At 41.3% G+C, this 22273-nt stretch carries 16 protein-coding genes and 2 pseudogenes; 7 read left to right on the top strand and 11 right to left on the bottom strand.

The window, feature by feature from the left end; all coding sequences use genetic code 11:
- Positions 1 to 11: 11 nt before the first annotated feature.
- The gene (locus tag NPUN_RS18415; RefSeq protein WP_012410005.1) at positions 12 to 527 is read right to left on the bottom strand and encodes a DUF29 domain-containing protein; all 516 of its coding nucleotides are present in this window, start codon (positions 525 to 527) and stop codon (positions 12 to 14) included.
- Between the two features lie 206 nt (positions 528 to 733).
- Positions 734 to 868, bottom strand: coding sequence for a hypothetical protein (locus NPUN_RS44155; protein ID WP_272913919.1), 135 nt, complete (start codon positions 866 to 868; stop codon positions 734 to 736).
- 177 nt (positions 869 to 1045) lie between these two features.
- Between NPUN_RS44155 and NPUN_RS18410 the strand changes: the two genes are divergently transcribed.
- Positions 1046 to 1534, top strand: a complete 489-nt coding sequence (locus NPUN_RS18410; RefSeq protein WP_012410004.1) for a hemerythrin domain-containing protein — start codon at positions 1046 to 1048, stop codon at positions 1532 to 1534.
- A gap of 98 nt (positions 1535 to 1632) precedes the next feature.
- Positions 1633 to 2754 carry a Gfo/Idh/MocA family protein gene (locus NPUN_RS18405; protein ID WP_012410003.1) on the top strand — a complete coding sequence of 374 codons (1122 nt, stop codon included), beginning with the start codon at positions 1633 to 1635 and terminating at the stop codon, positions 2752 to 2754.
- 172 nt (positions 2755 to 2926) lie between these two features.
- Here NPUN_RS18405 and NPUN_RS18400 read toward each other — a convergent pair whose 3' ends face one another.
- The 4 genes from NPUN_RS18400 to NPUN_RS18385 all read right to left on the bottom strand — a co-directional run bounded on the left by NPUN_RS18400 (position 2927) and on the right by NPUN_RS18385 (position 7177).
- A complete protein-coding gene (locus NPUN_RS18400) occupies positions 2927 to 4216 on the bottom strand; it encodes a Glu/Leu/Phe/Val family dehydrogenase (RefSeq protein WP_012410002.1) in 1290 nt (429 codons plus the stop codon).
- Between the two features lie 138 nt (positions 4217 to 4354).
- A complete protein-coding gene (locus NPUN_RS18395; RefSeq protein ID WP_012410001.1) occupies positions 4355 to 5503 on the bottom strand; it encodes a beta-ketoacyl-ACP synthase in 1149 nt (382 codons plus the stop codon).
- 155 nt (positions 5504 to 5658) lie between these two features.
- Positions 5659 to 6444, bottom strand: coding sequence for a peptidylprolyl isomerase (locus NPUN_RS18390; RefSeq protein WP_012410000.1), 786 nt, complete (start codon positions 6442 to 6444; stop codon positions 5659 to 5661).
- 163 nt (positions 6445 to 6607) lie between these two features.
- A complete protein-coding gene (locus tag NPUN_RS18385; RefSeq protein WP_012409999.1) occupies positions 6608 to 7177 on the bottom strand; it encodes a photosystem I assembly protein Ycf4 in 570 nt (189 codons plus the stop codon).
- Positions 7178 to 7858: 681 nt separating this feature from the next.
- On the opposite strand from NPUN_RS18385, the gene psbD reads away from it, so the two are divergent.
- The 4 genes and pseudogenes from psbD (at position 7859) to NPUN_RS18365 (ending at position 12448) form a co-directional block, all read left to right on the top strand.
- Positions 7859 to 8914, top strand: a complete 1056-nt coding sequence (psbD, locus tag NPUN_RS18380) for a photosystem II D2 protein (photosystem q(a) protein) (RefSeq protein WP_012409998.1) — start codon at positions 7859 to 7861, stop codon at positions 8912 to 8914.
- Entirely contained in the window at positions 8898 to 10289 is a 1392-nt protein-coding gene (gene psbC / locus NPUN_RS18375; protein WP_012409997.1) for a photosystem II reaction center protein CP43, read from the top strand. Before psbD ends, psbC begins: the two co-directional genes overlap by 17 nt.
- A 130-nt stretch (positions 10290 to 10419) precedes the next feature.
- Positions 10420 to 10605 carry a PCP reductase family protein gene (locus NPUN_RS18370; protein ID WP_012409996.1) on the top strand — a complete coding sequence of 62 codons (186 nt, stop codon included), beginning with the start codon at positions 10420 to 10422 and terminating at the stop codon, positions 10603 to 10605.
- 328 nt (positions 10606 to 10933) lie between these two features.
- Positions 10934 to 12448: pseudogene (locus tag NPUN_RS18365) on the top strand (IS5 family transposase).
- Between the two features lie 711 nt (positions 12449 to 13159).
- Here the strand turns inward: NPUN_RS18365 and NPUN_RS18360 are convergent.
- Positions 13160 to 15625, bottom strand: coding sequence for a hypothetical protein (locus NPUN_RS18360; protein ID WP_012409995.1), 2466 nt, complete (start codon positions 15623 to 15625; stop codon positions 13160 to 13162).
- A gap of 380 nt (positions 15626 to 16005) precedes the next feature.
- On the opposite strand from NPUN_RS18360, the gene NPUN_RS43430 reads away from it, so the two are divergent.
- On the top strand, positions 16006 to 16134 hold the full coding sequence (locus NPUN_RS43430; RefSeq protein WP_234711146.1) for a histidine phosphatase family protein: 129 nt from the start codon (positions 16006 to 16008) through the stop codon (positions 16132 to 16134).
- 724 nt (positions 16135 to 16858) lie between these two features.
- Here the strand turns inward: NPUN_RS43430 and NPUN_RS18355 are convergent.
- The 4 genes and pseudogenes from NPUN_RS18355 to NPUN_RS18340 form a co-directional block, all read right to left on the bottom strand.
- Entirely contained in the window at positions 16859 to 17695 is an 837-nt protein-coding gene (locus NPUN_RS18355; protein WP_012409994.1) for an SWIM zinc finger family protein, read from the bottom strand.
- A gap of 99 nt (positions 17696 to 17794) precedes the next feature.
- Positions 17795 to 18250: pseudogene (locus NPUN_RS18350) on the bottom strand (DEAD/DEAH box helicase); the annotation flags it as partial.
- Positions 18251 to 18320: 70 nt separating this feature from the next.
- A complete protein-coding gene (locus NPUN_RS18345; RefSeq protein WP_012408090.1) occupies positions 18321 to 19343 on the bottom strand; it encodes an IS4 family transposase in 1023 nt (340 codons plus the stop codon).
- Between the two features lie 71 nt (positions 19344 to 19414).
- Positions 19415 to 22270 carry a DEAD/DEAH box helicase gene (locus tag NPUN_RS18340; protein ID WP_234710950.1) on the bottom strand — a complete coding sequence of 952 codons (2856 nt, stop codon included), beginning with the start codon at positions 22268 to 22270 and terminating at the stop codon, positions 19415 to 19417.
- Positions 22271 to 22273 lie beyond the last annotated feature (3 nt).

Below are 22273 nucleotides of genomic sequence, written 5' to 3'. Positions count from 1 at the left end.
GCGTATTCATTTTAATCGGGTTTACCGTAATGATTATGGTTATATTCAGGAAACCAGTTTTCATCTAAGATTTGTTCTAAAGAGCTAATGGGTATAGAGAGGAATATGTCAAGTAGGAGTTTAGAGCGTAGTTTACCGCCGTAGGCATCGCTTGCTTCTTTCCTTGCATCTTGATAACATTCATCAAATATTTCTAAGATGTAAGGTTTTAAGCTAAGACTATCTTTTAGAGCTTTTTTAATCTCTCTACGAAAAGTCCTGATTTCCCCTTTCCAATGTCCTAGATTACGTTCTCGCTCTTCATCCCAACACTTGAGTTTTAGTAGATATTGAAGAAGCTTAATTAATAAACTTTCAATTGCTCGCTTCTCCCTTCTACCCATAGTTTCTAATTCTTCTAACAAATTATCTAAATCAACAGCAGAAAACTGTCCAGCACGAAGTTGATTGATAGTTGTCCTCAGCCAGAGGTAATAATCTTCGTTGTATAAAGTTTGAGTTGCTGATTGGATTATTGGTTTTACCATAGACTAGCCGAACTCCTACTATTTTTTTAATTTAGCCAGCTCGACTGAGGGTAAACGCCAACTCAGTGTGACTTGCACTTGTCCATCAGGCAAAGCTGACATTTCCCATGCACCATCTACAAGTTCAGAGGCGTAGGCGTAGCCCGCACTTCTCTACGAGACGCTCCGCGTTAAGCGTAGCTATGCCGCAGGCTTTACGGCTGCGCTCAGTGACCGTCGCAGGCATCGATCGCATTCATCATCTTACTGCCATAGCCACTTTTTGGGCGTTCACAGGTCGTATGGTTGATGATTGAGCCGTATTCTTGGGCTGCTAACGCTACATACTCTGTATCCATCATGCTGAGGTTATGAATTTCAGTTAGGTTGCAATAGCGGAAATATTCCTTAAGTCTAAACTAAAGCTTACTGAAAGAATGAGGTTTTAATTTAGCAATTCATTGAGAATATACGAGTTCTCATTCATCAACCTCCAAATTCTCAGCCCTATAAATCTCTAATTAATAAGGGGAAAAGAAATGGCTAGAACTAAAGCTAATAAAGATAAAGCAACAGGCATTTTGGCATTAATTGAAGCAGAGCATCGTCAAGTTGAAAAGCTTTTTACAGAAGTAGAAAAAGCTAAGGGTGCAAAATTAGTTGAACAATTCAATCAAATTTATGTAGCGTTGATATTACATGCTAGAACTGAAGAATTAGTTTTCTACCCAGCTTTGCGAGAATACGAAGAAACTGAACAATATGTTGAAGAAGCTGAAGAAGAGCATGAAGAAGTTTCAGTTATTTTAGAAGAGATTAAGGCGTTTAAACCTACCGATCCTGAGTTTAAAGAAAAAATGAGCGAATTGAAGGAAACATTTGAGCATCATGCAGAAGAAGAAGAAAGCGAAATTTTTAATGCTGTGCGCGAATGTATGAGTGATAAAGAGCTAACTGAATTGGGACAGGAGTTTCAGGAAACCAAAGCTAAGTTGGTGTCAAATGTAGAAGCTGCATTAGCAATGTAGGAACCTAATTTCTTCTCAGTATTTGTATAAACAGTTAGTCCTAATTCAAAGGTAATTGGTGCATTTAGCAAAATATTCCTTTATCAGAGAGGAGAAAAATGACTGCTACAAATGGTAAGCGCAAAATTCGTTATGCTGTTGTTGGTTTAGGTTGGTTTGCTCAAGAAGCCGCCTTACCTTCCTTTGTCCACGCCAAAAACTCAGAATTAGTGGCACTGGTTTCAGATGACCCCATTAAAAGCGAAGAACTGAGCAAAAAGTATGGAATAGAGCATACTTACTCCTATGAGGAGTATGAGGACTGTTTGGCAAGCGGCGAGATTGATGCAGTTTATATTGCTTTGCCCAATCACTTGCATTGTGACTACACTGTGCGGGCTGCTAATCAGGCAATTCATGTGTTGTGTGAAAAGCCAATGGCAGTGACAGAAGAAGAGTGTGAGGCAATGATTAAAGCTGCCAATGATAATAATGTCAAGCTGATGATTGCCTATCGCTTACATTTAGAAGAAGCCAATTTACAAGCAGTCGAAATTATCCGCTCGAAGCAAATTGGTGAACCACGTGTTTTTAACTCGGTTTTTAGTCAACAAGTAGAAGAAGGCAATATTCGTTTACGTAATGTAACTGGTGGTGGCACGCTCTATGATATCGGCATTTACTGCATTAATGCTGTACGTTATCTATTTCAAGATGAACCAATTGAAGTATTTGCTGTAGCTGCCAATAAGGGAGAACAACGTTTCAGCGAAGTGGAAGAAATGACTAGTGTCACTTTGCGTTTTCCCAACGAGCGATTGGCAACATTTACCTGTAGTTTTGGAGGGGCAAATGTTTCAACCTATCAGGTTGTAGGTACTAAAGGAGATTTACGAGTAGAACCTGCCTATCCTTGGCAGGGAGAAATCAAGCATTATTTGACAATTAATGGTGAAACTCAAGAGCGTACCTTTGAGGATCATGACCAACTAGCAGCTGAATTTACCTACTTCTCTGATTGTATTGTGCAAGATAAAGACCCTGAGCCATCTGGGACAGAAGGGTTGATTGATGTTTCGATCATTCAAGCACTTTACCAGTCAATTGAGATGGGTAAACCTGTGCAGATCCAAACTCGCGCTCGCCATCAACGTCCCACATCGACTCAAGCTATTGAACTTCCTCCTGCTGAGAAGAAGCCAGATTTAATTCATGCTGCTTCCCCTTCTGGTGAGTCGTAAATAATAACAGATACATTGTTAGGAGCGTAAAGCTAGCTCTACGCTCCTAACGGTGTATCTTGAATCGAAGTTATATTAGCAGCGATCGCTATGTAATTGTAGGGGCACAATATAATATCGCACCCCTAAACATCTGGTCTATTCAATTCAAAATATTGTATCTTCCTAAATATTAAGGATAAAGACCTCTGTCAGTCAGGGCCTGGGCAACTCTACCCACGCCTAAAGTGTAAGCTGCTAATCTTAAAGAAATTTGCCGCTTATTAGATTGCTGAATCACCTTACGGTAGGCTTGTACCATCAAATGCTCCATTTCGCGGTTAACGCGCTCCTCATCCCAAAATACGTAAGAAAGACCCTGCACCCACTCCAAATAACTGACTACCACACCACCAGCATTCGCCAAGATGTCTGGTAGCACTGTTACACCCCGCGCCTCTAATGCCAAGTTAGCTTCAAGAGTAACCGGCCCGTTAGCTGCTTCTGCGACAATTTGCGCTTGCACCTGATTCACATTTTCTCCAGTTATCTGGTTTTCTAAAGCCGCTGGTATTAAGACATCGCAGGGTAAAGTTAATAAATCTGCATTACTTATTGGTACAGATTGCGGGAAACCTACAATACTCTTGCGATTTTCAGCAGCGTAGATTTTCAACGCGGGAATATCAAGACCAGCTTCGGAAAATATTCCCCCAGCACCTGTTGAAACAGCGATAATTTTCGCGCCTGCTTGATGGAGTAATTCAGCTGCGGCACCACCGACATTACCAAAACCCTGAATAGCTACTCGCACTCCTACTAAGGATTTACCTCGATCTGCTAGCGCCTCACGCACAATAATCATTGTGCCACGTCCAGTTGCCATTTCTCGCCCCAGAGAACCACCAATGGAAAGCGGTTTGCCAGTCACAACCCCTGGTACAGCATGACCAACATTTACAGAGTAAGTGTCCATCATCCAAGCCATTTCACGAGCAGAAGTACCCATGTCTGGCGCAGGAATATCTACAGAAGGCCCAATATCTTTAAGTAACTCACTGATATAACGGCGGCTAATTCGCTCTAATTCGCCAACACTGTAGCGTTTTGGATCTATAGGAATGCCACCCTTCCCACCACCATAAGGAATACCTAACAAGGCACATTTCCAGGTCATCAGCATTGCCAAAGCCGATACTTCGCGCAATGTCACAGCTGGATGGTAACGAATTCCACCTTTGTAGGGGCCTAAAACATCGGAGTGCTGTACACGGTGTCCAGCAAGAACTTGTATTTCGCCATCATCTAGTTTCACTGGAATGGAAACTGTGACAACCTTACGCGGATGGCTGAGGATTTCCAGCAAACCTTGATTTAAATTTAATTCTTTAGCTGCCGCTTCTAAGTAGCTACAGGCTTGGTCAAATGGGCATATATGCGCTGGAGAAGCAGGTTCTAGCGGTAGTAGTGATTTTGAAATCATAAAATTTTCTCCTAATCACGGTATCTTTACGAACCGGATATCATTCTGTAACTAGCTTATCCTTTTTTTGAGAAAAATAAAAATTTTGTATTTTTTGTTACAGTTTTATATTTTATATTGTGCTGTAGGTACAAAGTACTATGGGGACTTAGCTAACGCGATCGCGACATTCTGTCCACCAAAGCCAAAACTCAAGCATAAAACCTGCCTAATTTTGCTTAGACGTGCTGCTGTAACGATTTCTAAATCAAATTCTGGCTGCTGCAATCCTACACAAGGCGGTAATATTTGATGCTTTAATGCCATGAGAGAAAAAGCTACACCTAATGCTCCCGATGCTCCTAGTGTATGACCTGTGCTTCCTTTGGTAGAACTAACTGCCACGCCTTGGGGAAACAAGCGCTGGATTACCATACTCTCCATCTGGTCATTTAGCTGGGTTGCTGTGCCATGAGCATGAATGTAATCAATATCGGCTGGTGAGAGACAACTACGTTCTAGACATTGTTTGATAGCTGCGATCGCACTTTTCCCTTCAGGTTCCGGTGAATTACTATGATATGCGTCGTTAGTTAAGCCAAAACCGAGAATTTCACCATACACTTTTGCTTGACGCTGTTTTGCCAACTCTGCGGATTCTAAGACAAATACAGCCGCACCTTCGCCCAAAACTAAGCCTTCTCGCTGCAAATCAAAGGGATAAGCCCCAGTTTTCGCCAAAGCACCCATCTGCTGAAACCCAGCTAAAGTTAGGGGTGTAATTGGTGCTTCCACTGCGCCTGCGATCGCCTGTTGACATTGCCCAGTTTGTATAAGTAAGGCTGCTTGGGCGATAGACCAAATTCCAGTTGCACAAGCTGCCATCGGTGCCAAAACCATACCTGTTGCACCGATTTGTCTTGCAGTTGCGATCGCATTGATATGAGGTAATATATCTAACCAATTTCCAAAATTAGAAACGGGCAAGTTTTTTGTATCTTTATACATTTGCCGCGCCAGCATCTCCCAAGATGCTTGATAAGAGCGGCTAGATCCAATGACGACAGCACAATCAGCTAAAGGTGGAACTAACCCAGCATCTTGTAAAGCAGAAGTAACAACCATTTGAGTTAACATTGCCAACTCAGATGGTTGTTGAGCAATCAAACCTAGAGGAAGTGGTTTTATTTCTGGAAATGGTTGATGTAACCTAATTCCAGATTTACCTGCTATCAGATTTTTCCAACTATCCTCTAAACTTCCACCCAGGGCGGAAACTAGGCCAATACCAGTGACAAGAACTTTCACTAAATTTAGGAGTTAGAAGTTAGGAGTTAGTAGTTATTCTCCCCCTGCTTCCTCTGCCTACCCCGGTTACTGAGCGTAGTCGTAAAGCCTGCGGCATAGCTACGCTTAGGGCGCAGCCTCTCGTAGAGAAGTATGCTCCCCCTGCTCTCTTCCTCCTACTGCCCTGCTGTTTTCAGATTTTCAGCCCCTTGGGTGACTTTAGCAGAGTCAATGCGATCGCCTTGCTGAATTTTGTTCACTACATCCAAGCCTTGAGTGACATTGCCAAACACGGCGTAGTTACCATCCAAGAAGGCTAGATCCGCCAAAGCAAAGTAAAACTGAGCAGAAGCGGAATCTGGTGCTTGCGATCGCGCCATCGCTACTGCACCCTGTTTATGAGGCAATATAACGGGTTGAGCAGTAGCATCAAATGGTTTGTTGTAAAGCGGAGTATCCGAACCTTTTGGCTTAACTTCTAAAGGTATGTAGCGAGCATTTCCCGTTTTTGGGTCAATATAGCTACCCGTTCCCAGCTGATCTGCTGGAACTTTCGGGTCTTTGCTTTGAGGATCGCCCCCTTGAACTACAAACGGTTGGGGTTCGCGTACAACTCGATGGAAAGCTAAACCATCGTAAACGCCCTTTTGAACTAAATCTACGAAGTTACCAGCTGTAATGGGGGCATCAGTGCCGTCTACTTCGATAGTAATGGGCGAACCTTTAACCGTCATTACCACAGTCGCCTTGCCTTCAAGACGTGGTAAACCAGTGATTCCAGGAATACTCTCACTACTAGTTTGAGATACAGATGTTGCTTGAGTAGTCGTCTGGGTAGTCGAGGTAGCTGTCGAGGTTGGAGAAGAGGTATTAGAAGCTACCTGCTGTGTTGAACATCCTCCAAGCATCACAGCACTGATAAGCACAAGAGAAAGCAAAAATTGTGAAATTTTTAACCGCATTGCCAGTTACTGATTTAACCAGAGTATCTTATCGTTTCAAGAGGGAATGAGGAATGGGGAATGAGGAATGGGGAATGAGGAATGGGGAAAAGTTACAGTAAGTCTTTCCCCTCTGCCTCTTTGCACCTCTGCCTTTTGTACCCCATGCCCTATGCCCTATCACTTAAAGTCCTTCTAACGATACTCCCAAAAAGCGGGCTAACTTTGCACCTTCTGTTTCCAACTCTGTTAAAGATAAGGGTTGTCCAACCCGTGTTAAGGGAATATCTCGCCGCCCCTTAATGCGTAGATAGAGGGCGCGAATAGGATTAAGGCCTTCTTTGACGGCTATTCGTACAGATTGTACATCTTCTATGCGGCTATCAATCTCAATTCGGCGGTTTTTGCCCGGAAAACCCCAACGGAAGATTTTGATTGTGCCAGTTTCCTGATTAAATTCGTTGTAGCCGCCACCCACATCCAATAAAATCACTAGCCATAGGTATGTGGCTAATAGCAAGCCAGCAGCACCATATAACCCCATCACCAATCCTTGGGGGACAAATACTAGTTGAGTTGGATCGGAAACTATGAGTAAATTAACTTTTAAGTAGCTGGATATCCCAGCCAGTAAAAAGCCGCTTGCTCCCAAGGTAACAATAGTTGCCCACCAGTAGTTACTGAACCGACGAGAACCGAGAACATTTTGATGCAGGAGGCGATCGCCTTTGTTAATCGTTGTTGATGTCGTCATTGAACTACAATTGCCTGTGAGATACTCGCTGTGAAATACTCGCACACTGAATGCTACTAGACAGAACTTGACTAAATTGAAGGCTAGTCATTCAACTAAAGAACACTTTAGAGGGTCTGCTGCTTGATTATTTTACCAAACATTGTTGACAAAAACTCAGCTGCGCTCCTGCCTCCTGCCACCCATATAATTTATTTGTGAGGGGGACATTATATGATTTATTTACTCACTGGCGGATAAAAATTCTTTCTTCCCTTCCCTCTACCTCTTTTTGACCTCTTGGGAATGAGTTACCTACCTACGTCCATCTAGACTAAATTTTCTTACATTTCTGAGAAAAGTTGTGTCAAATTGTAAAATTTCTGATATTCATATTATTTATAAGGTTCGTGTTTCATGCCTGATTTGCTTCTGTGTGTCAGGCAAAAACCCTGAGTAGTGTGATAAGTTAAGAATCATTAAGTTACCACAAGCTACATTACTAGCCGATGGTACGTGTAATGGCATAAAGAAAGACAAATGCTGATTTCACAGGTCAGCAACTTCTCAGAATCTCAGTCGCTTTTAAGCTGTTGAGATTGTCAAAAAAAACGTTAATTCCTCACGGCAGCCGGTTACATTGGCTCTCCGTATTGCCTTAGAAACGTTGCAATTTTAGTAAAAAAAGAGGATTTTAGTCCGATGACCATCGCAGTTGGACGTGCGCCCAGTAGAGGGTGGTTTGACGTTCTAGACGACTGGCTCAAGCGCGATCGCTTCGTATTCGTAGGTTGGTCAGGGATACTGTTGTTCCCCTGCGCCTTCCTAGCACTAGGCGGTTGGCTGACCGGCACCACCTTCGTCACCTCTTGGTATACCCACGGATTAGCCTCCTCCTACCTAGAAGGTGCTAACTTCCTAACAGTGGCAGTATCCACCCCCGCCGACAGCATGGGACATTCCCTATTGCTGTTGTGGGGACCAGAAGCCCAAGGCGACCTCACCCGTTGGTTCCAACTGGGTGGCTTGTGGCCATTCGTTGCCCTACACGGAGCCTTTGGTTTGATTGGCTTTATGTTGCGGCAATTTGAAATTGCGCGTCTAGTAGGAATCCGTCCTTATAACGCCCTCGCCTTCTCAGCTCCCATTGCAGTATTCGTCAGCGTATTTCTGATGTACCCCTTGGGACAATCAAGCTGGTTCTTTGCACCCAGCTTTGGGGTGGCTGCAATTTTCCGGTTCCTGCTATTCCTGCAAGGCTTCCACAACTGGACACTCAACCCCTTCCACATGATGGGTGTTGCTGGTGTATTGGGTGGTGCATTATTATGCGCCATTCACGGTGCCACAGTTGAAAATACCTTATTTGAAGACGGTGATGGAGCTAACACCTTCCGCGCCTTCAATCCAACCCAGTCTGAAGAAACCTATTCAATGGTGACAGCAAACCGTTTCTGGTCACAGATTTTCGGGATTGCTTTCTCAAACAAACGCTGGTTGCACTTCTTTATGTTGTTCGTGCCAGTCACAGGTTTGTGGATGAGTGCCGTCGGCATCGTCGGTTTAGCACTCAACCTGCGAGCTTATGATTTCGTCTCCCAAGAATTACGGGCGGCGGAAGACCCTGAGTTTGAAACCTTCTATACCAAAAACATTTTGCTGAACGAGGGTATCCGCGCTTGGATGGCTCCTCAAGATCAACCCCACGAACAATTTGTATTCCCTGAGGAGGTATTACCACGTGGTAACGCTCTCTAATAGACCAAATATATTAGGCGGCACTGGACGCGACCAAGAATCTACTGGCTTTGCCTGGTGGTCTGGTAATGCGCGTTTAATCAATCTATCTGGCAAACTTCTGGGCGCTCACGTTGCCCATGCTGGCTTGATTGTATTCTGGGCAGGAGCGATGACTTTGTTTGAAGTCGCTCACTTTGTTCCTGAAAAACCCATGTACGAACAGGGCTTGATCCTGTTACCTCACCTCGCTACACAGGGTTGGGGCGTTGGTGCTGGTGGTGAAGTCATCGACACCTTCCCCTACTTTGTTGTCGGTGTACTCCACCTAATTTCCTCAGCCGTTCTTGGCTTTGGCGGTATTTATCATGCCGTTCGTGGTCCAGAAACCTTAGAAGAATACTCTTCTTTCTTTGGTTACGACTGGAAAGACAAGAACAAGATGACCAACATCATCGGATTCCATCTGATTATTTTGGGATTCGGTGCGCTGCTATTGGTAGCAAAAGCAATGTTCTTCGGTGGGTTGTATGACACCTGGGCACCAGGCGGTGGTGACGTTCGGATTATTACCAATCCCACATTGAACCCAGCAGTTATCTTCGGTTATGTAATCAAGTCTCCCTTCGGTGGTGAAGGCTGGATTGTCAGCGTTGATAACTTAGAAGATGTGGTCGGTGGTCACATCTGGATTGCCTTCATCTGTATTGCTGGTGGTATTTTCCACATTCTTACCAAGCCTTTTGCTTGGTCACGTCGTGCATCCATCTGGTCTGGTGAGGCTTACCTCTCCTACAGCTTGGGCGCTCTGTCGTTGATGGGCTTTATTGCCTCGATCTTTGTTTGGTTCAACAACACCGTTTATCCTAGCGAATTCTTTGGCCCTACCGGTCCAGAAGCGTCTCAAGCTCAAGCTTTGACCTTCTTGATTCGTGACCAACGCTTGGGTGCTAACGTTGGTTCTGCCCAAGGCCCCACAGGTCTAGGTAAATACCTGATGCGCTCTCCAACTGGTGAAATCATCTTCGGTGGTGAAACCATGCGCTTCTGGGATTTCCGTGGTCCTTGGTTGGAGCCTCTACGTGGCCCCAATGGTCTTGACTTGGAAAAAATCAAGAACGATATTCAGCCTTGGCAAGCTCGTCGCGCTGCTGAATACATGACCCACGCTCCTCTGGGTTCTCTGAACTCCGTGGGTGGTGTGGCTACCGAAATTAACTCGTTCAACTACGTATCTCCTCGCGCTTGGTTGGCAACTTCTCACTTCGTACTAGGATTCTTCTTCCTAGTTGGTCACTTGTGGCACGCTGGTCGCGCACGGGCTGCGGCTGGTGGTTTTGAGAAAGGAATTAACCGTGATACTGAGCCAGTGATGTTCATGGACGACCTAGATTAGGTTATAAAGTTTATTTCATCACTGACAACTAAATAATTTAAAAGCTCTTGCGTAAAAGCAAGGGCTTTTTTTATAAGAAAATTAGTAATCTATTGATTAAACTCAGCGACTTACCAAAGGAATTAATACTATGAGCGACTCTAATTTTATTGATGCTTTGCGGTGGACACCAGAAGCTAAAGAAAAGTTACAAAATATTCCCTTTTTTGTCCGCTCTCAAGCTAAAGCCAGAATTGAACAGCTAGCTCGTGAAGCAGGTCAAGAGATTGTTACAGGTGATTTGGTAGAACAGGCTAGGCTTGAGTTTGGCCAATAAAACATTCTGGAGGTCGTAACAATGACAGTCGCTAAAAATCGAGCAGACCGAGTAATGCTTTACGACATTAGCTGGCAACAGTTTGAAAATCTTCTAAAAGACTTGGGAGAGCATCGGGAGTAATTGTTTTAGCTTGAGAAATACTAATTTATACTTAGGGCTTGCTGAAAAAAAAGAAAAGGTTGCAGTCTCTAGATTCTCAGACCAAAGAAGTATATTCAGGTGCAAGACAAGAAGGTAAAATAGCCCAAAATCCTTGCATCACAGTGGTTCGTCGCAGCATAGTGTATCATTATTAACTATGTACTGAAAAGAAGAATCAACTCCAATTCCAGCAGAAAGTTTTGAGCTTCCATTTGAGGGAAAGTTATCATCAGATAATCGTTGGGTAATTATGGCCGATTTAATACCCTGGACAGAATTTGAGTCGGAATATTCTGCCGGATTCTCCGCAGAGATAGGGGCACCAGCAAAGTCATTTCGGATGGCGTTAGGTGCATTAATAATTAAAGAGAAACTAGGTATAAGCGACAGGGAAACAGTAGAGCAAATCAAGGAGAATCTTATTTACAGTACTTTATAGGGATGTCATCTTATAGTAACAAAACTCCATTTGACGCATCCATGTTAGTACATTTTCGAGAAAGAATCAGTGCAGAACTAGTCAATAATGTGAATCAAGAAATGGTTAAGAAGATGCTAGAGTTAGCATCTTCTATTGACACCGAAAAAAAAACAGAAGACGCTCGCGAACTCGCTAACGCTGCGCTATCGACAGAAAAAGCAGCAGAACAAGGTAATACGCTAAGAAATCGAGGGAAATTAATATTAGATGCGACTTGTGTGCCTAGTGATATCAGCTATCCAACAGATTTAAACCTATTAAATCAAGCGAGAAAACAGACAGAAAGAATAATTGACTTGCTTTATGAACAGATAAAGGGAATATTAGAGAAAAAACCAAGGACTTACCGAGAAATAGCTAGGAAAGACTACTTAGAAGTAGCTAAAAAACGTCGTGTATCTCAAAAAGAGAGGAGAAAAGCGATTAAAAAACAACTCCAATATATTAAAAGAAACTTATCCTATATTGACCAGCTAATTGTAGCAGGAGCATCTCTAAAAAGTTTAACTAATAGACAATATAAGATGTTGCTGGTAGTCGCAGAAGTATATCGTCAACAACTATGGCTGTATGAAAATAAAAAGCAGAGCATTGATGACCGTATTGTAAGTTTAAGCCAACCACATATCCGTCCAATTGTCCGAGGAAAAGCGGGTAAAGCCGTGGAATTTGGCGCTAAACTATCTGCTAGTTACTTTGATGGATATGCATTTTTAGACCATATTAGATGGGATAACTTTAATGAATCAGGAGACTTAAAAACACAAATAGAATCCTTTAAAAACTACACTGGATATTATCCAGAATCTGTTCATGTTGATAAAATTTATCGCAAAGCGAGAAAACCGATCTTGGTGCAAAGAAAGAGGTATTAGAATCAGTGGAGTTCCTTTAGGAAGACCGCCAAAAAATGTGAGTAAAGAAAAAAAGAAGCAAGCTTTACAAGATGAGAGGATTCGTAATTGTATTGAAGGCAAATTTGGACAAGCTAAAAGAAGATTTAGCTTGAGTAGAGTAATGGCGAAACTTCCTCATACAACTCTAACTGTGATTGCTATTACTTTTTTAGTCATGAATCTTTCTACTCACCTGTCACGGTTTTTTTGTGCCTTTTTATGTCTATTTTGGAAAAATAGACATTTTTTAGCGATTGACATAACCAAGCATTATGATTTTGCTAGCTATAGGCAACAAAAACTTATCTTTGACCTTGCTTAAATAACTAGTCAACCCAAAAGAATTGCTTTTTTATGACTTTTTCAGCAAGCCCTACTTAGTTTATTTATCTACGTCAATTTGAATGGGTGATGTATCGAAAAAATATCTCATATCAGTCCATATAAATCGATTTTTTATTGTTTGTGAGAAATTTGCGTTAATGCGTTTCTTTTCAACAGAACACTTTTTACAAGCTTCTTTTACAATCTTGATTTCATCAACTGTCAAAAGCTCATCAGGCTAACCAGACGCTAAAATCCTAGCTGCTTTTAGGGGTCAAATGAGCAGTGATTCCGAAAGTTACGCTAAGGAATTAATAGGCTGTTTTCAATACTGCGTAGCTTGCCGCCGCAGGCATCGCCACGGATGAAACTGTACCAATTGAAGTCTCTGAAATTTAGGAGCTTCAAAGCCTTGCTGTGCCGTATTAAATGGTTACACCAAATAGCCTATAGGTTAATTGGTACATTGAGAATTGCCAAAAATATCGATTAGCAGAATGCTTGTACAGTAAGGGTTACAGCCTTAGCGTATCTGTACCGTTGCTCATTTGACCCCGTTCCCGTCGCCCAAATAAAGCAAATTGCCAACTAAACTCATGAACGGCGATGGATTCTCCAGTTTTTTGGCGCTCCTTGTCAAAAATATTATCTTCTTTCTTAACTAACCTGCGGAATGTAGGGTGAAAAGTCAGATATGTAGTTGGGATAATTAAGCGTTTGGCAGTTGCTGAGGCTCCATAGGCTGAAATTGTGCTTGCGAAGTTCTTCTTACCCAAGGGGTAAACCGATTAGGATGAACACATTCAGCACCATTTAGTTGGTCTTTAAGGTTACAGGCGAAGACCTCAAAAATCTCAACCAGAGCTTGGCGATCGGTTAAGCAACCTTGAAGGGCAATAAGTTGTTCGAGAGTCCAATTATAAAGTTGGGTATCACCCTGTTCAATACGAAAATATAACTGACTCTCAAACTGTCCTAAACGGGCGTAAAAGTTCTCCACCTCAGCTTTGATTGACTGCATATCAATGTAAAACTGCTGTTTTTTGATATCTGATAAAATCGTCGTTTTGAGAGACTCCGTGAAGTTTTGGTTAATCTCATTGTTAACGAGCATAGATACTTCATTGCGGAAGTTGACAATTTTATTGTCTAAGTTGACATTGATGCGATTATCAAGCTCGTTGGCGACATTATTAACGACTAACTGAACATTGTTATTGGTAGATTGGTTAACGACAGACTTGATGCGTTGATCGAAATCAGCTTCAATCTGTTGGACTACCAGGCTCTTAATATTTTGGGTTTGATTAGCGATTTTAAGGTTAACTACCGCATCAATACGCTTATCAATGTTGATTTGGATCTGCTGAACCACTTGAGTGGTAATGTCTTGGGCTTGATTAGCAATTTTGATGTTAACTGCATTGTCAATCCGTTCCTCAATGTAGGTTTGCATTTGCTGAATCACAAGATTATTGACATCCTGGGTGTGATCAGAAATTTTCAGGGTGACGACATTATCAATACGCTGATCGATGTCAAATTGTATCTGCTGAGTTACTTGATTGCTGATCTGTTGAGATTGATTAGCAATTTTGACATTAACCACATTCTCAATGCGCTGGTCAATGTCATTTGATATCTGGTTAATGACTTGATTGCTGATCTGTTGAGATTGATTAGCAATTTTGACATTAACGACATTTTCTATCCGTTGCTCCAGTTCTGTTTGCATTTGCTGAACGACTGAAGCCTTAATCTCTTGAGCTTGATTAGTGAGTTTCAGATTAACTACAGACTCAACACGCTCATTGAGTTCTGTTTGTATCTGTTGAATTACTAAGTTTTTAACTTCTTGGGTTTGTTCAGTAATTGCCAGATGGACCTGATCGTTAACTATTCTGGGAATTCTCGTAATAAACAAGTCATTGAGATTTTTATTAAAGTAACTAGACCAACCTTGGAAGCTTTGGTTAAAATTTACCTCCGTTTGTTGTATCAGAGTCTTCATCATGAACTCAAGCCGTGCTACCTGCATGGCAAGTTGCTTAGCTTGGCTTTGATAGCCTTTGAGTATCGATTTTTCAAGACCTTCCCAGTAGGCTTGTTTATTTTCGTCTTTTTGAGCCGTTACGCTTACTGAGCTTTCGAGCCTGGCTGACATCTCTTGCCACATTCGCTCCATCTGATCTTGATCGAAACTGAAGCTGAAAGCATTCTCTCCGCTGAAGCTACTTCCTCCACTGAAGCTTCCTCCTCCACTACTGATAGCAGAACCTGTTCCTCCAGTGCTTACAACAGTGACATTGCCTTCTTCATTCACATTACCGTCTGGCACTCCTGTTACTGGCGGTTTCGGCTGATTGTCATAGCCTGTAGTTACTACAGCCTGACTCACTGTGTTAATTTCTAGAACAACTTGTCCTTTGTTATCTTCTTTGTAGGTATCAAAGAAAAATCCTAAAATAGTGGTTTTTTCTTTAACTTCTAAAATGAATTCGTCTTGTAATCCATTGAGCGAACACCAAGTTTCTTTAACTTCAAGACCAGTAAGGTTAGAAACAAATTTCCCATCTTTAATCCATAGCAAAGCCCAAGGCTCTAATTGAAATCTTTGCTCAGAAGACCAATAAGTAGCGTTGCTTTCACGAATCTTTATCTTGTAATTGCCTGGTTCCAATTCAACAAAATTGGAACTTGGTTGCTTCAGATTGGATATAACTTTTTCATCAAGAACATAACAGTTTTGCTTACTGTCAACTGTTATAGTTTGAGGATTAAAATGTGGTTTATTGCTGCTAACTAAAAGATTGATCGATCCTTTGTTCTCACTATTGTTAACATCAAAAAATAAAGCACAAATAACAGTTTTTCCTTTGACTTCCAACTGTAATTTCTTGTTGTATCCGTTTAAAGTTGTCCAAGTTGCACCTGTTTCAGTGCCTGTGTTTTTGTTGATAAATGTACTGCTATCAGCCCCATATATCCAAAGTACAACCAAAGGTTCGCCTTCAGTTTCGCTCTGAGCATAACTATAGCGACCACTGGTAATTCTTATATCAAAAGTCCCTTTCTCCAAAGTAAAAGTGCTAGCAACATCTTGTTGCAGGTGGTTCATTGCATTAGCGTCAATAACGTAACAATTGTTTTTGGTGTCAATCGTTAAAAGTTTCATTTTTTCTTTGTGAGTTTTAGCGTTTTGAGAAGTTTTCGGTTGGAATTTAAACTAAAAGCGATATCGGGACTTAAACAAAATCGAAGGTAAAAAAAGAGTATAATGCTATCTGGGTATAGCTTTCACATTGAAAAAAGCTTATGGATACTGTTGGCGAACTTAACAATTCACTGGAGAGAAGATAGGAAAGAGGGCGAAAGAAAAAAGATTCAAAGCTCACTTCCGCTACATCTTTATATATCAGTTTCGCGTTTTTTGTACAGTAAACATATATCCCAAGAGGTAAATGTCTTTCCTTTCCTCTCAGCTTCAAAATAAAATCATAATCATACTTGCAGATTTTTTTTCGAGAGTTAGGTGGTGAATCAAGTCGTGCCGCAATGCAACGGGCAGTTGCAGTAGTAAATAAAATTTTGTTGTACGATACTAAGACTACGATTATTGTCACGCATGGTAATTTAATGACCGTGCTATTAAAACATTTCCACCAGCAGAATAGGTTTTGCTGAGTGGCAGCGTTTGACAAATCCAGACATATATAATGTCGTGACTGGCAATGATTATGTAGAAGTTAAGCGGGTATGGGGTACAGCCGGGATACGTGTAAATTGGGACACGTTGTAAAGTTTTGTAACTTCAAAGAGTTGAAACCATTGATTTAGCGTTGTTTCAAACCGTGGTTTTGATGTCAACTGAAGATGAAAACATCACCAAAAATGATTGTTTATGGGCAAGCTTGAGGTACTGAAAGGGGTAAAGAGTTGATTTTACTGTGTAAAATTTTGATTGCTTGAAGCCTGATAATTGCTAATTTATACTTACTTTGTTTAGTCTCATAAATTTCAATTGATGATGTATCAAAAAATGTCTTGTATCAAGTGATGTGAATTGATTTTTTATTGTTTGTGAGAAATTCGCGCTGGGAGTACCAGAACTCTGGTGTTATGACTCCAGTGAACTAAAGATTTACCACCTACAAAATGGGGAATATGTCGAGTTAGAGAACAGTTTAGTATTTCCTACTTTAGCAATTCGATATCTGCCAAAACTCATTGATAAAAATCGGGCAAATGGCAGACGGACAATTCGTTAGGCAGTGCGGAAGTGGGTAAATATTGAACTACCCAACCTAGTTCATAATTACGAATTACGAATTACGTTAGCGTAGCGGTAGCGAGTCCGCGATAGCGAAGCGTTAGCGACGCAGGAGCGTCGCGTCATTACGAATTATTATCAGCTTTCTCCCACATTCATTGCTGCTAAAAAAGCCTTCTGACTCACATCTCTGTAAACTGTATTTAAATACTTCATTACCAGATCACTCGAAGTTGAATTTACTGTATTTTCCTCTTCCTTCGCTAGAGGAATTGCTCCTAATACATCTAATACCATCTCACTAGTGGACGGCGCAATCACTACCAAGGATGACTCTAGTGGCTCATTATATTGCCAGAAAGAGTCAATTTTCACTGAGTATTTGTTATTAGGAATTGATTGTTGAATATCGGGCGTTTCTGTGGTGTTAGGTTGAATCTTGGTACTACGTAATTGTCGTAAATCGCTGATAATTTGCTCTTTAGTGCGTCCGCGCAATTGAAATAGTACAAAGGGGTCTTCACTGAAGCGATCGCCTAACTGATAGTACAGGGCACCAATATGTTTACAGGGATTTGCTTTATCAGGACAAGAGCATTTACTCTGGACATCAGCAAGGGTAAAAGGAAATATCGAAAGACCATTTGCCGTGAATACTTCTTCTATATTTTGTGGCATTTCTCCTGCTAGTAATTTTGCAGCAAAAATTGCTCTTTGGGACATGGTTTCAATTACATAACCCCACTGTTCATCAGTAAATGGTTCAAGGGAAAGGGAAACTTTATAAGGTTCAACTTCACTGCCTTGCACCCTAGCCAATACTTTTGCACCTTTAAATTCGATACTCAGAACATTTCCTTGACGAGCATAATTTCTCGCACGTTCTAAACGCTTTTTAAAGCGATAGGAATCTAGCAAATCTAGCCATTGTTGTGACCACCATTCTCGACTTGCTTGTAATGTGTAATTAGTCATAATTAATTCAAAAGCTTAGTAATGCGCTGTGCTAATTTTGACGGGTTAGTAGTGAGCGCTTTAGCGCTAAAATCAAAGACGAAAGTCCTTACTAAGAACTTATTCTGCATCATCGTCAATTACTGCACTGCGATCAAGTATTAGTAAGTTGCGAAGTTGGTCTGTATCCAGTTCAGTCAACCATTCTTCACCAGCACCTACAACTTGTTCAGCTAATTGTTTCTTACTTTCAATCATGTCATGAATTTTTTCTTCTAAAGTGCCTGTACAAACAAATTTATGTACTTGCACATTCCGGGTTTGACCAATCCGAAATACTCTATCTGTGGCTTGATTTTCCACGGCTGGATTCCACCATCTATCAAAGTGGAATACATGATTTGCTCGTGTTAAATTCAGTCCTACTCCACCTGCTTTCAGAGAAAGAATCATAATCGGGGGGCCTTGGGGGTCGTGTTGGAAACGATCGATCATTTCCTCCCTTTGTTTTTTACTGGTACTGCCATATAAAAAGAATATTTCTCGCCCAAGCTGTTTTTCTAAATAGGGTTTAAGTCAGAAATGTTGAATGCTGATACAAAAGTTTACATATCTAGTTACACTAACTCTAAAAAGCCTAAAATAGTCAACATGACATCATCTCTTCAAACCAATGAACATAACTTATTTTCTGACACATACAAGATTGTAAATAGCGGAATTTATCTAATAGCGTATGTCCCCATTGTTGTGGTACAGATAATATCTGTAAAATTAGATAAGCTATTAAAGTAACGTAAATTTGTATGGTGATACCATTAACATTTTTAGTAATTAACTTGTCAAGTTTTAAGTGCATTTTCAAAAACTTCCACAACAATTCAACTCCCCAACGCAATCGATAAATATCCCTGATTTCATAATCACTAACGGCAGCCTCTCCTAATGTTGGTAAATTGGTTACTAATCGAAACTCAGTTTTCGTTTCTAAATCACAAAAATTAATCACTCTATAGGCTTGAGCATCATTAGATGCACCAACTTTAATTAATCCAGTTTGCTCCTCAAATTCTAACTTCCAATTGTTTTTTACCCGCAAAACAAAGTATTTGTTTTCTTGGACTAATTCTTGGATAAATTTTAATCCAGCAAAACCTCTATCCATTACACCAACAGCATTATTTGGTAGACTAGACATCATTTTACAACCAAATTTATAGTCATGGTCATGTCCAAAGTTTATGAAGTTATCTGATGGACTTCCAGTAGCTAAATTTAGAGAACTGAAAAGTTTTACTTGATGGTGTCCTAGTACCCATAACAATTTACTTGTGAGAGTAATAATTGTTGAATCTATTGGACAAATTGCATATTTATCATGTAACTTTTTTTGAACTTTCTTCTGTACTAATTCATTTAATTTTTGGTAAATTTCTTGAAAAGGTTTTTGACTTCGATGTAAGTTTGCTTTAGAGAAAGTAGAAATATCTACCGGAAATCCTGTGTTGTTTAATCTGTTAAATAAATCTCGCATACTTGTTAAGCTGTTATCCATAGCATAAGATAACCAGCACTCAAAGAACAGACGACTGTTCAATACTGGATAATCGTTTTTTGGCAGTCCTCTCAAGATATCTTTGACAATCTTGGGAAATGAATTTATAATCACTATTAAATAGATATACTTTAATCTTCCGCCCAAAATTTAACATATTTTGGGCTGTTTTTATCGGATTTTTCTTAACATTCAACACTTTTGGGTTTAAGTAACTTACCCCACTCTGCAAATTGTGTAAAGATTAAAGCCCGGTCACTTTCTGCTAAAACTTCTTCTAACATTTCTTCTAGCCGCAGAAGTTTGGCTGAATTATGTTGCTCTAATGTCGCCTGTTTCAAATATTGGGCTGGATGATTGCAGATTTGCTTCAGTTTGATTAGCAAAGCCAAAATCATCCCCCGACGTTGCAATCCTTCAGCAGATTCTATCTCTACTAAAGATTGTTCTACAACTTGTTGATAAAGTGCAGCTTGGTCGGCAGTTAAACCGCAAAATACGGTCATCTCTTGCTTATCTGGCAAGTCTTGAATAATTTCGCGATCGCTTTTTAATCGCCGCAGTATAAATGGCTGAACTAATGAACGTAATTGACCCAAAGAAGCCGTATCACCATACTTTTCAATTGGCATGGCAAACCGCCGCTGGAAAAATTGCTTATTACCTAAATACCCTGGATTGAGAAAATCCAAAATAGACCATAGTTCTTGCAGTCTATTTTCTACTGGTGTCCCCGTTAATGCAATGCGAAATGTAGCTTCTAATTGCCGCACAGCTTTTGACTGCTTCGCCTCTGGATTTTTCACATTCTGGGCTTCGTCTAAAACAATTATCTGCCAAGGAACACTTTGCAATGACTTGATATCCCGATGAAGCAGTGAGTAGCTGGTAACGATTAAATCGTGATTTTTCACTGCTTCTAAAAACGCTTTCCCTTTTGGACGTTTGTCACCGTGATATTGCAAAATTTTCAGGCTTGGTGCAAATTTATTGACTTCCCTTTCCCAGTTGCCTAAAACAGAAGTTGGACAAACTAGCAGTGTTGAATTTTCTAGTGCATCCTGTTCTTTAAGATGTAGCAAAAAAGCAATAAACTGAATAGTTTTACCGAGTCCCATATCGTCGGCGAGACACGCGCCTAAGCCCCAACGTTCCAAGAAGGACAGCCAAGCAGCACCACGTTCTTGATAAGGTCGCAACTGTCCTTTAAAGCCTACTGGTGTCGGTAAAGGTGCGATCGCTTGATTATTATTTAGCGCCCCAATCAACTCTTGCAATGCCCCAGATGCCTCAAAGCTGACCACTGGTAATTTTTCAATTACCTGGGTATCTCCTGTACTGAAACGCAAGGCATCTTCCAAGGAAAGCGCCATTTGGTCTTTGCGAGTGGTAAAAAATGTTTGGGCTGTCTTGATATCTTGGGGCCGCAATTCTACCCACTCACCGTTAATTTCCACTAGTGGACTATTTAAAGCCACAAGTTTATCAAACTCAGCTTTGGAAATAGTCTGTCCGCCAATTGCCAATTGCCATTGGAAATTCAGCAGACTTTGCAACCCTAAACGTCCCTGCTTTTTCTTTGGGGTTTCAGCAGTAATTTTCAAACCCAAACGATTTGCCCATCCTTCGCGGTTCGCTAAACTAGGAGGCAAAATTACCCCCAAACCACTGTCTTCCAACCTCCAAGCTACAGCCTTGATAAACTCATAAGCTTGCATGGGTGTGATCCGAGAAGATTGGGGATATTCGGTTTCAAAACTGGGTGCGATCGCTGGATATAATCGGGAAGCTACCCCTAAACCTCGCAAAAATGTTTCCTGTGGTTGCTCAATTGTTCGATTTTCATAAACCAAACGTTCAACTGGATTGTTCCAAATAGTTGCCGCATCCACCAAAAAATCAGGATCGTCAGCCGCTTGCAGAAAATACGCCAATGTCCAATCTGTTTCGCCAGCTTCTGGAGAACGCAGTTGAAAACAGGTACGAAATAGAGTTTTAAGAGTTAATTGGTATTGTAGCGGCATCATCCAAGCCTTCAGTGCCGCTTCCAGTCGTTCCACTTCAATGGCATCTGCGTTAACTGTACCAGATGTACTAGTCAAGCCTTGCAACCACTGCCGCACCCCAGATGGTAAAGATGCCATTGCCTTAGCTTCCATTGGAGGCTGAGAACCCACCATCCCTCGCACTTGGGCATCTATCGTACTGTTGAGAAATCCCAGCAACAATTCTTGAGGTTCAGTAGGGAAGTTTACATAAAGTAGGGATTGGGAATTAGGGATTAGGGATTGGGAAAACTCCTCCCCAGTCCTCAGTCCCCAGTCCCCAGTCCCCACTCCCTCCTGATAAGTGCGGCAAACCAACGGCATATCCGCAGAAAACTTTTCTAGGCGAGTTCCATCTACAGCACTGTCTAGAAGTACTTGCCATTTAGCAGCAAATGCACCGTCTGATTGCCGTTCAATTCTTGGTAAAAACTTACACCGCGAGATTAAATCTAAACTCCATCGGGAAACTTGCGACCAAAAACGTAAATCTCCTCCTAAAAAAGCATCTTCCCCTTTAGCAGCATTCAGGGGAACAGCAGCGAGAAATTTTACTGCTTCGCTGGGGTTAAGACAAAAACCCTCAACTAGCCACGGTTGCAAATATTGCGGAGAGTCTGTTTCTAGTCTCAAGCTGGCAGAATGCACAGGGAAAATTGCAGATGTTCCTTCTGCACTCTCTTCGGGAATATAAGTTGGTAAGGCAATTATTTGTGAATGCGTTGGTAAGTTTATCTCAGTGGCAGTGGCTGCTTTACGTGTTCGCCCAGTAGTAGCGATGGCAATTTGGGGTTGCTGGATAAAGTTGGTAATGGCCATCTTCTGGGAAACCAACCACTCGCTCAACTCTAGTGATGTCATTGCCAATGGATTTAGTGGGATATCTCCAGATCCATTAGACTCGAAATTAACTCGTGGCGATCGCCAAGTTTCTCCCCAAATAAATAAACAACCTTTTTGACTTTTTAGTAACCAATTACTGTGTAAAATCGCCATTTG

Origin of the sequence: Nostoc punctiforme PCC 73102, from assembly GCF_000020025.1 — a bacterium.
Classification (GTDB): Bacteria; Cyanobacteriota; Cyanobacteriia; order Cyanobacteriales; family Nostocaceae; genus Nostoc; species Nostoc punctiforme.
The sequence above is the reverse complement of the archived record's forward strand: the minus strand, read 5'-3'. Positions and strand labels throughout refer to the sequence as shown.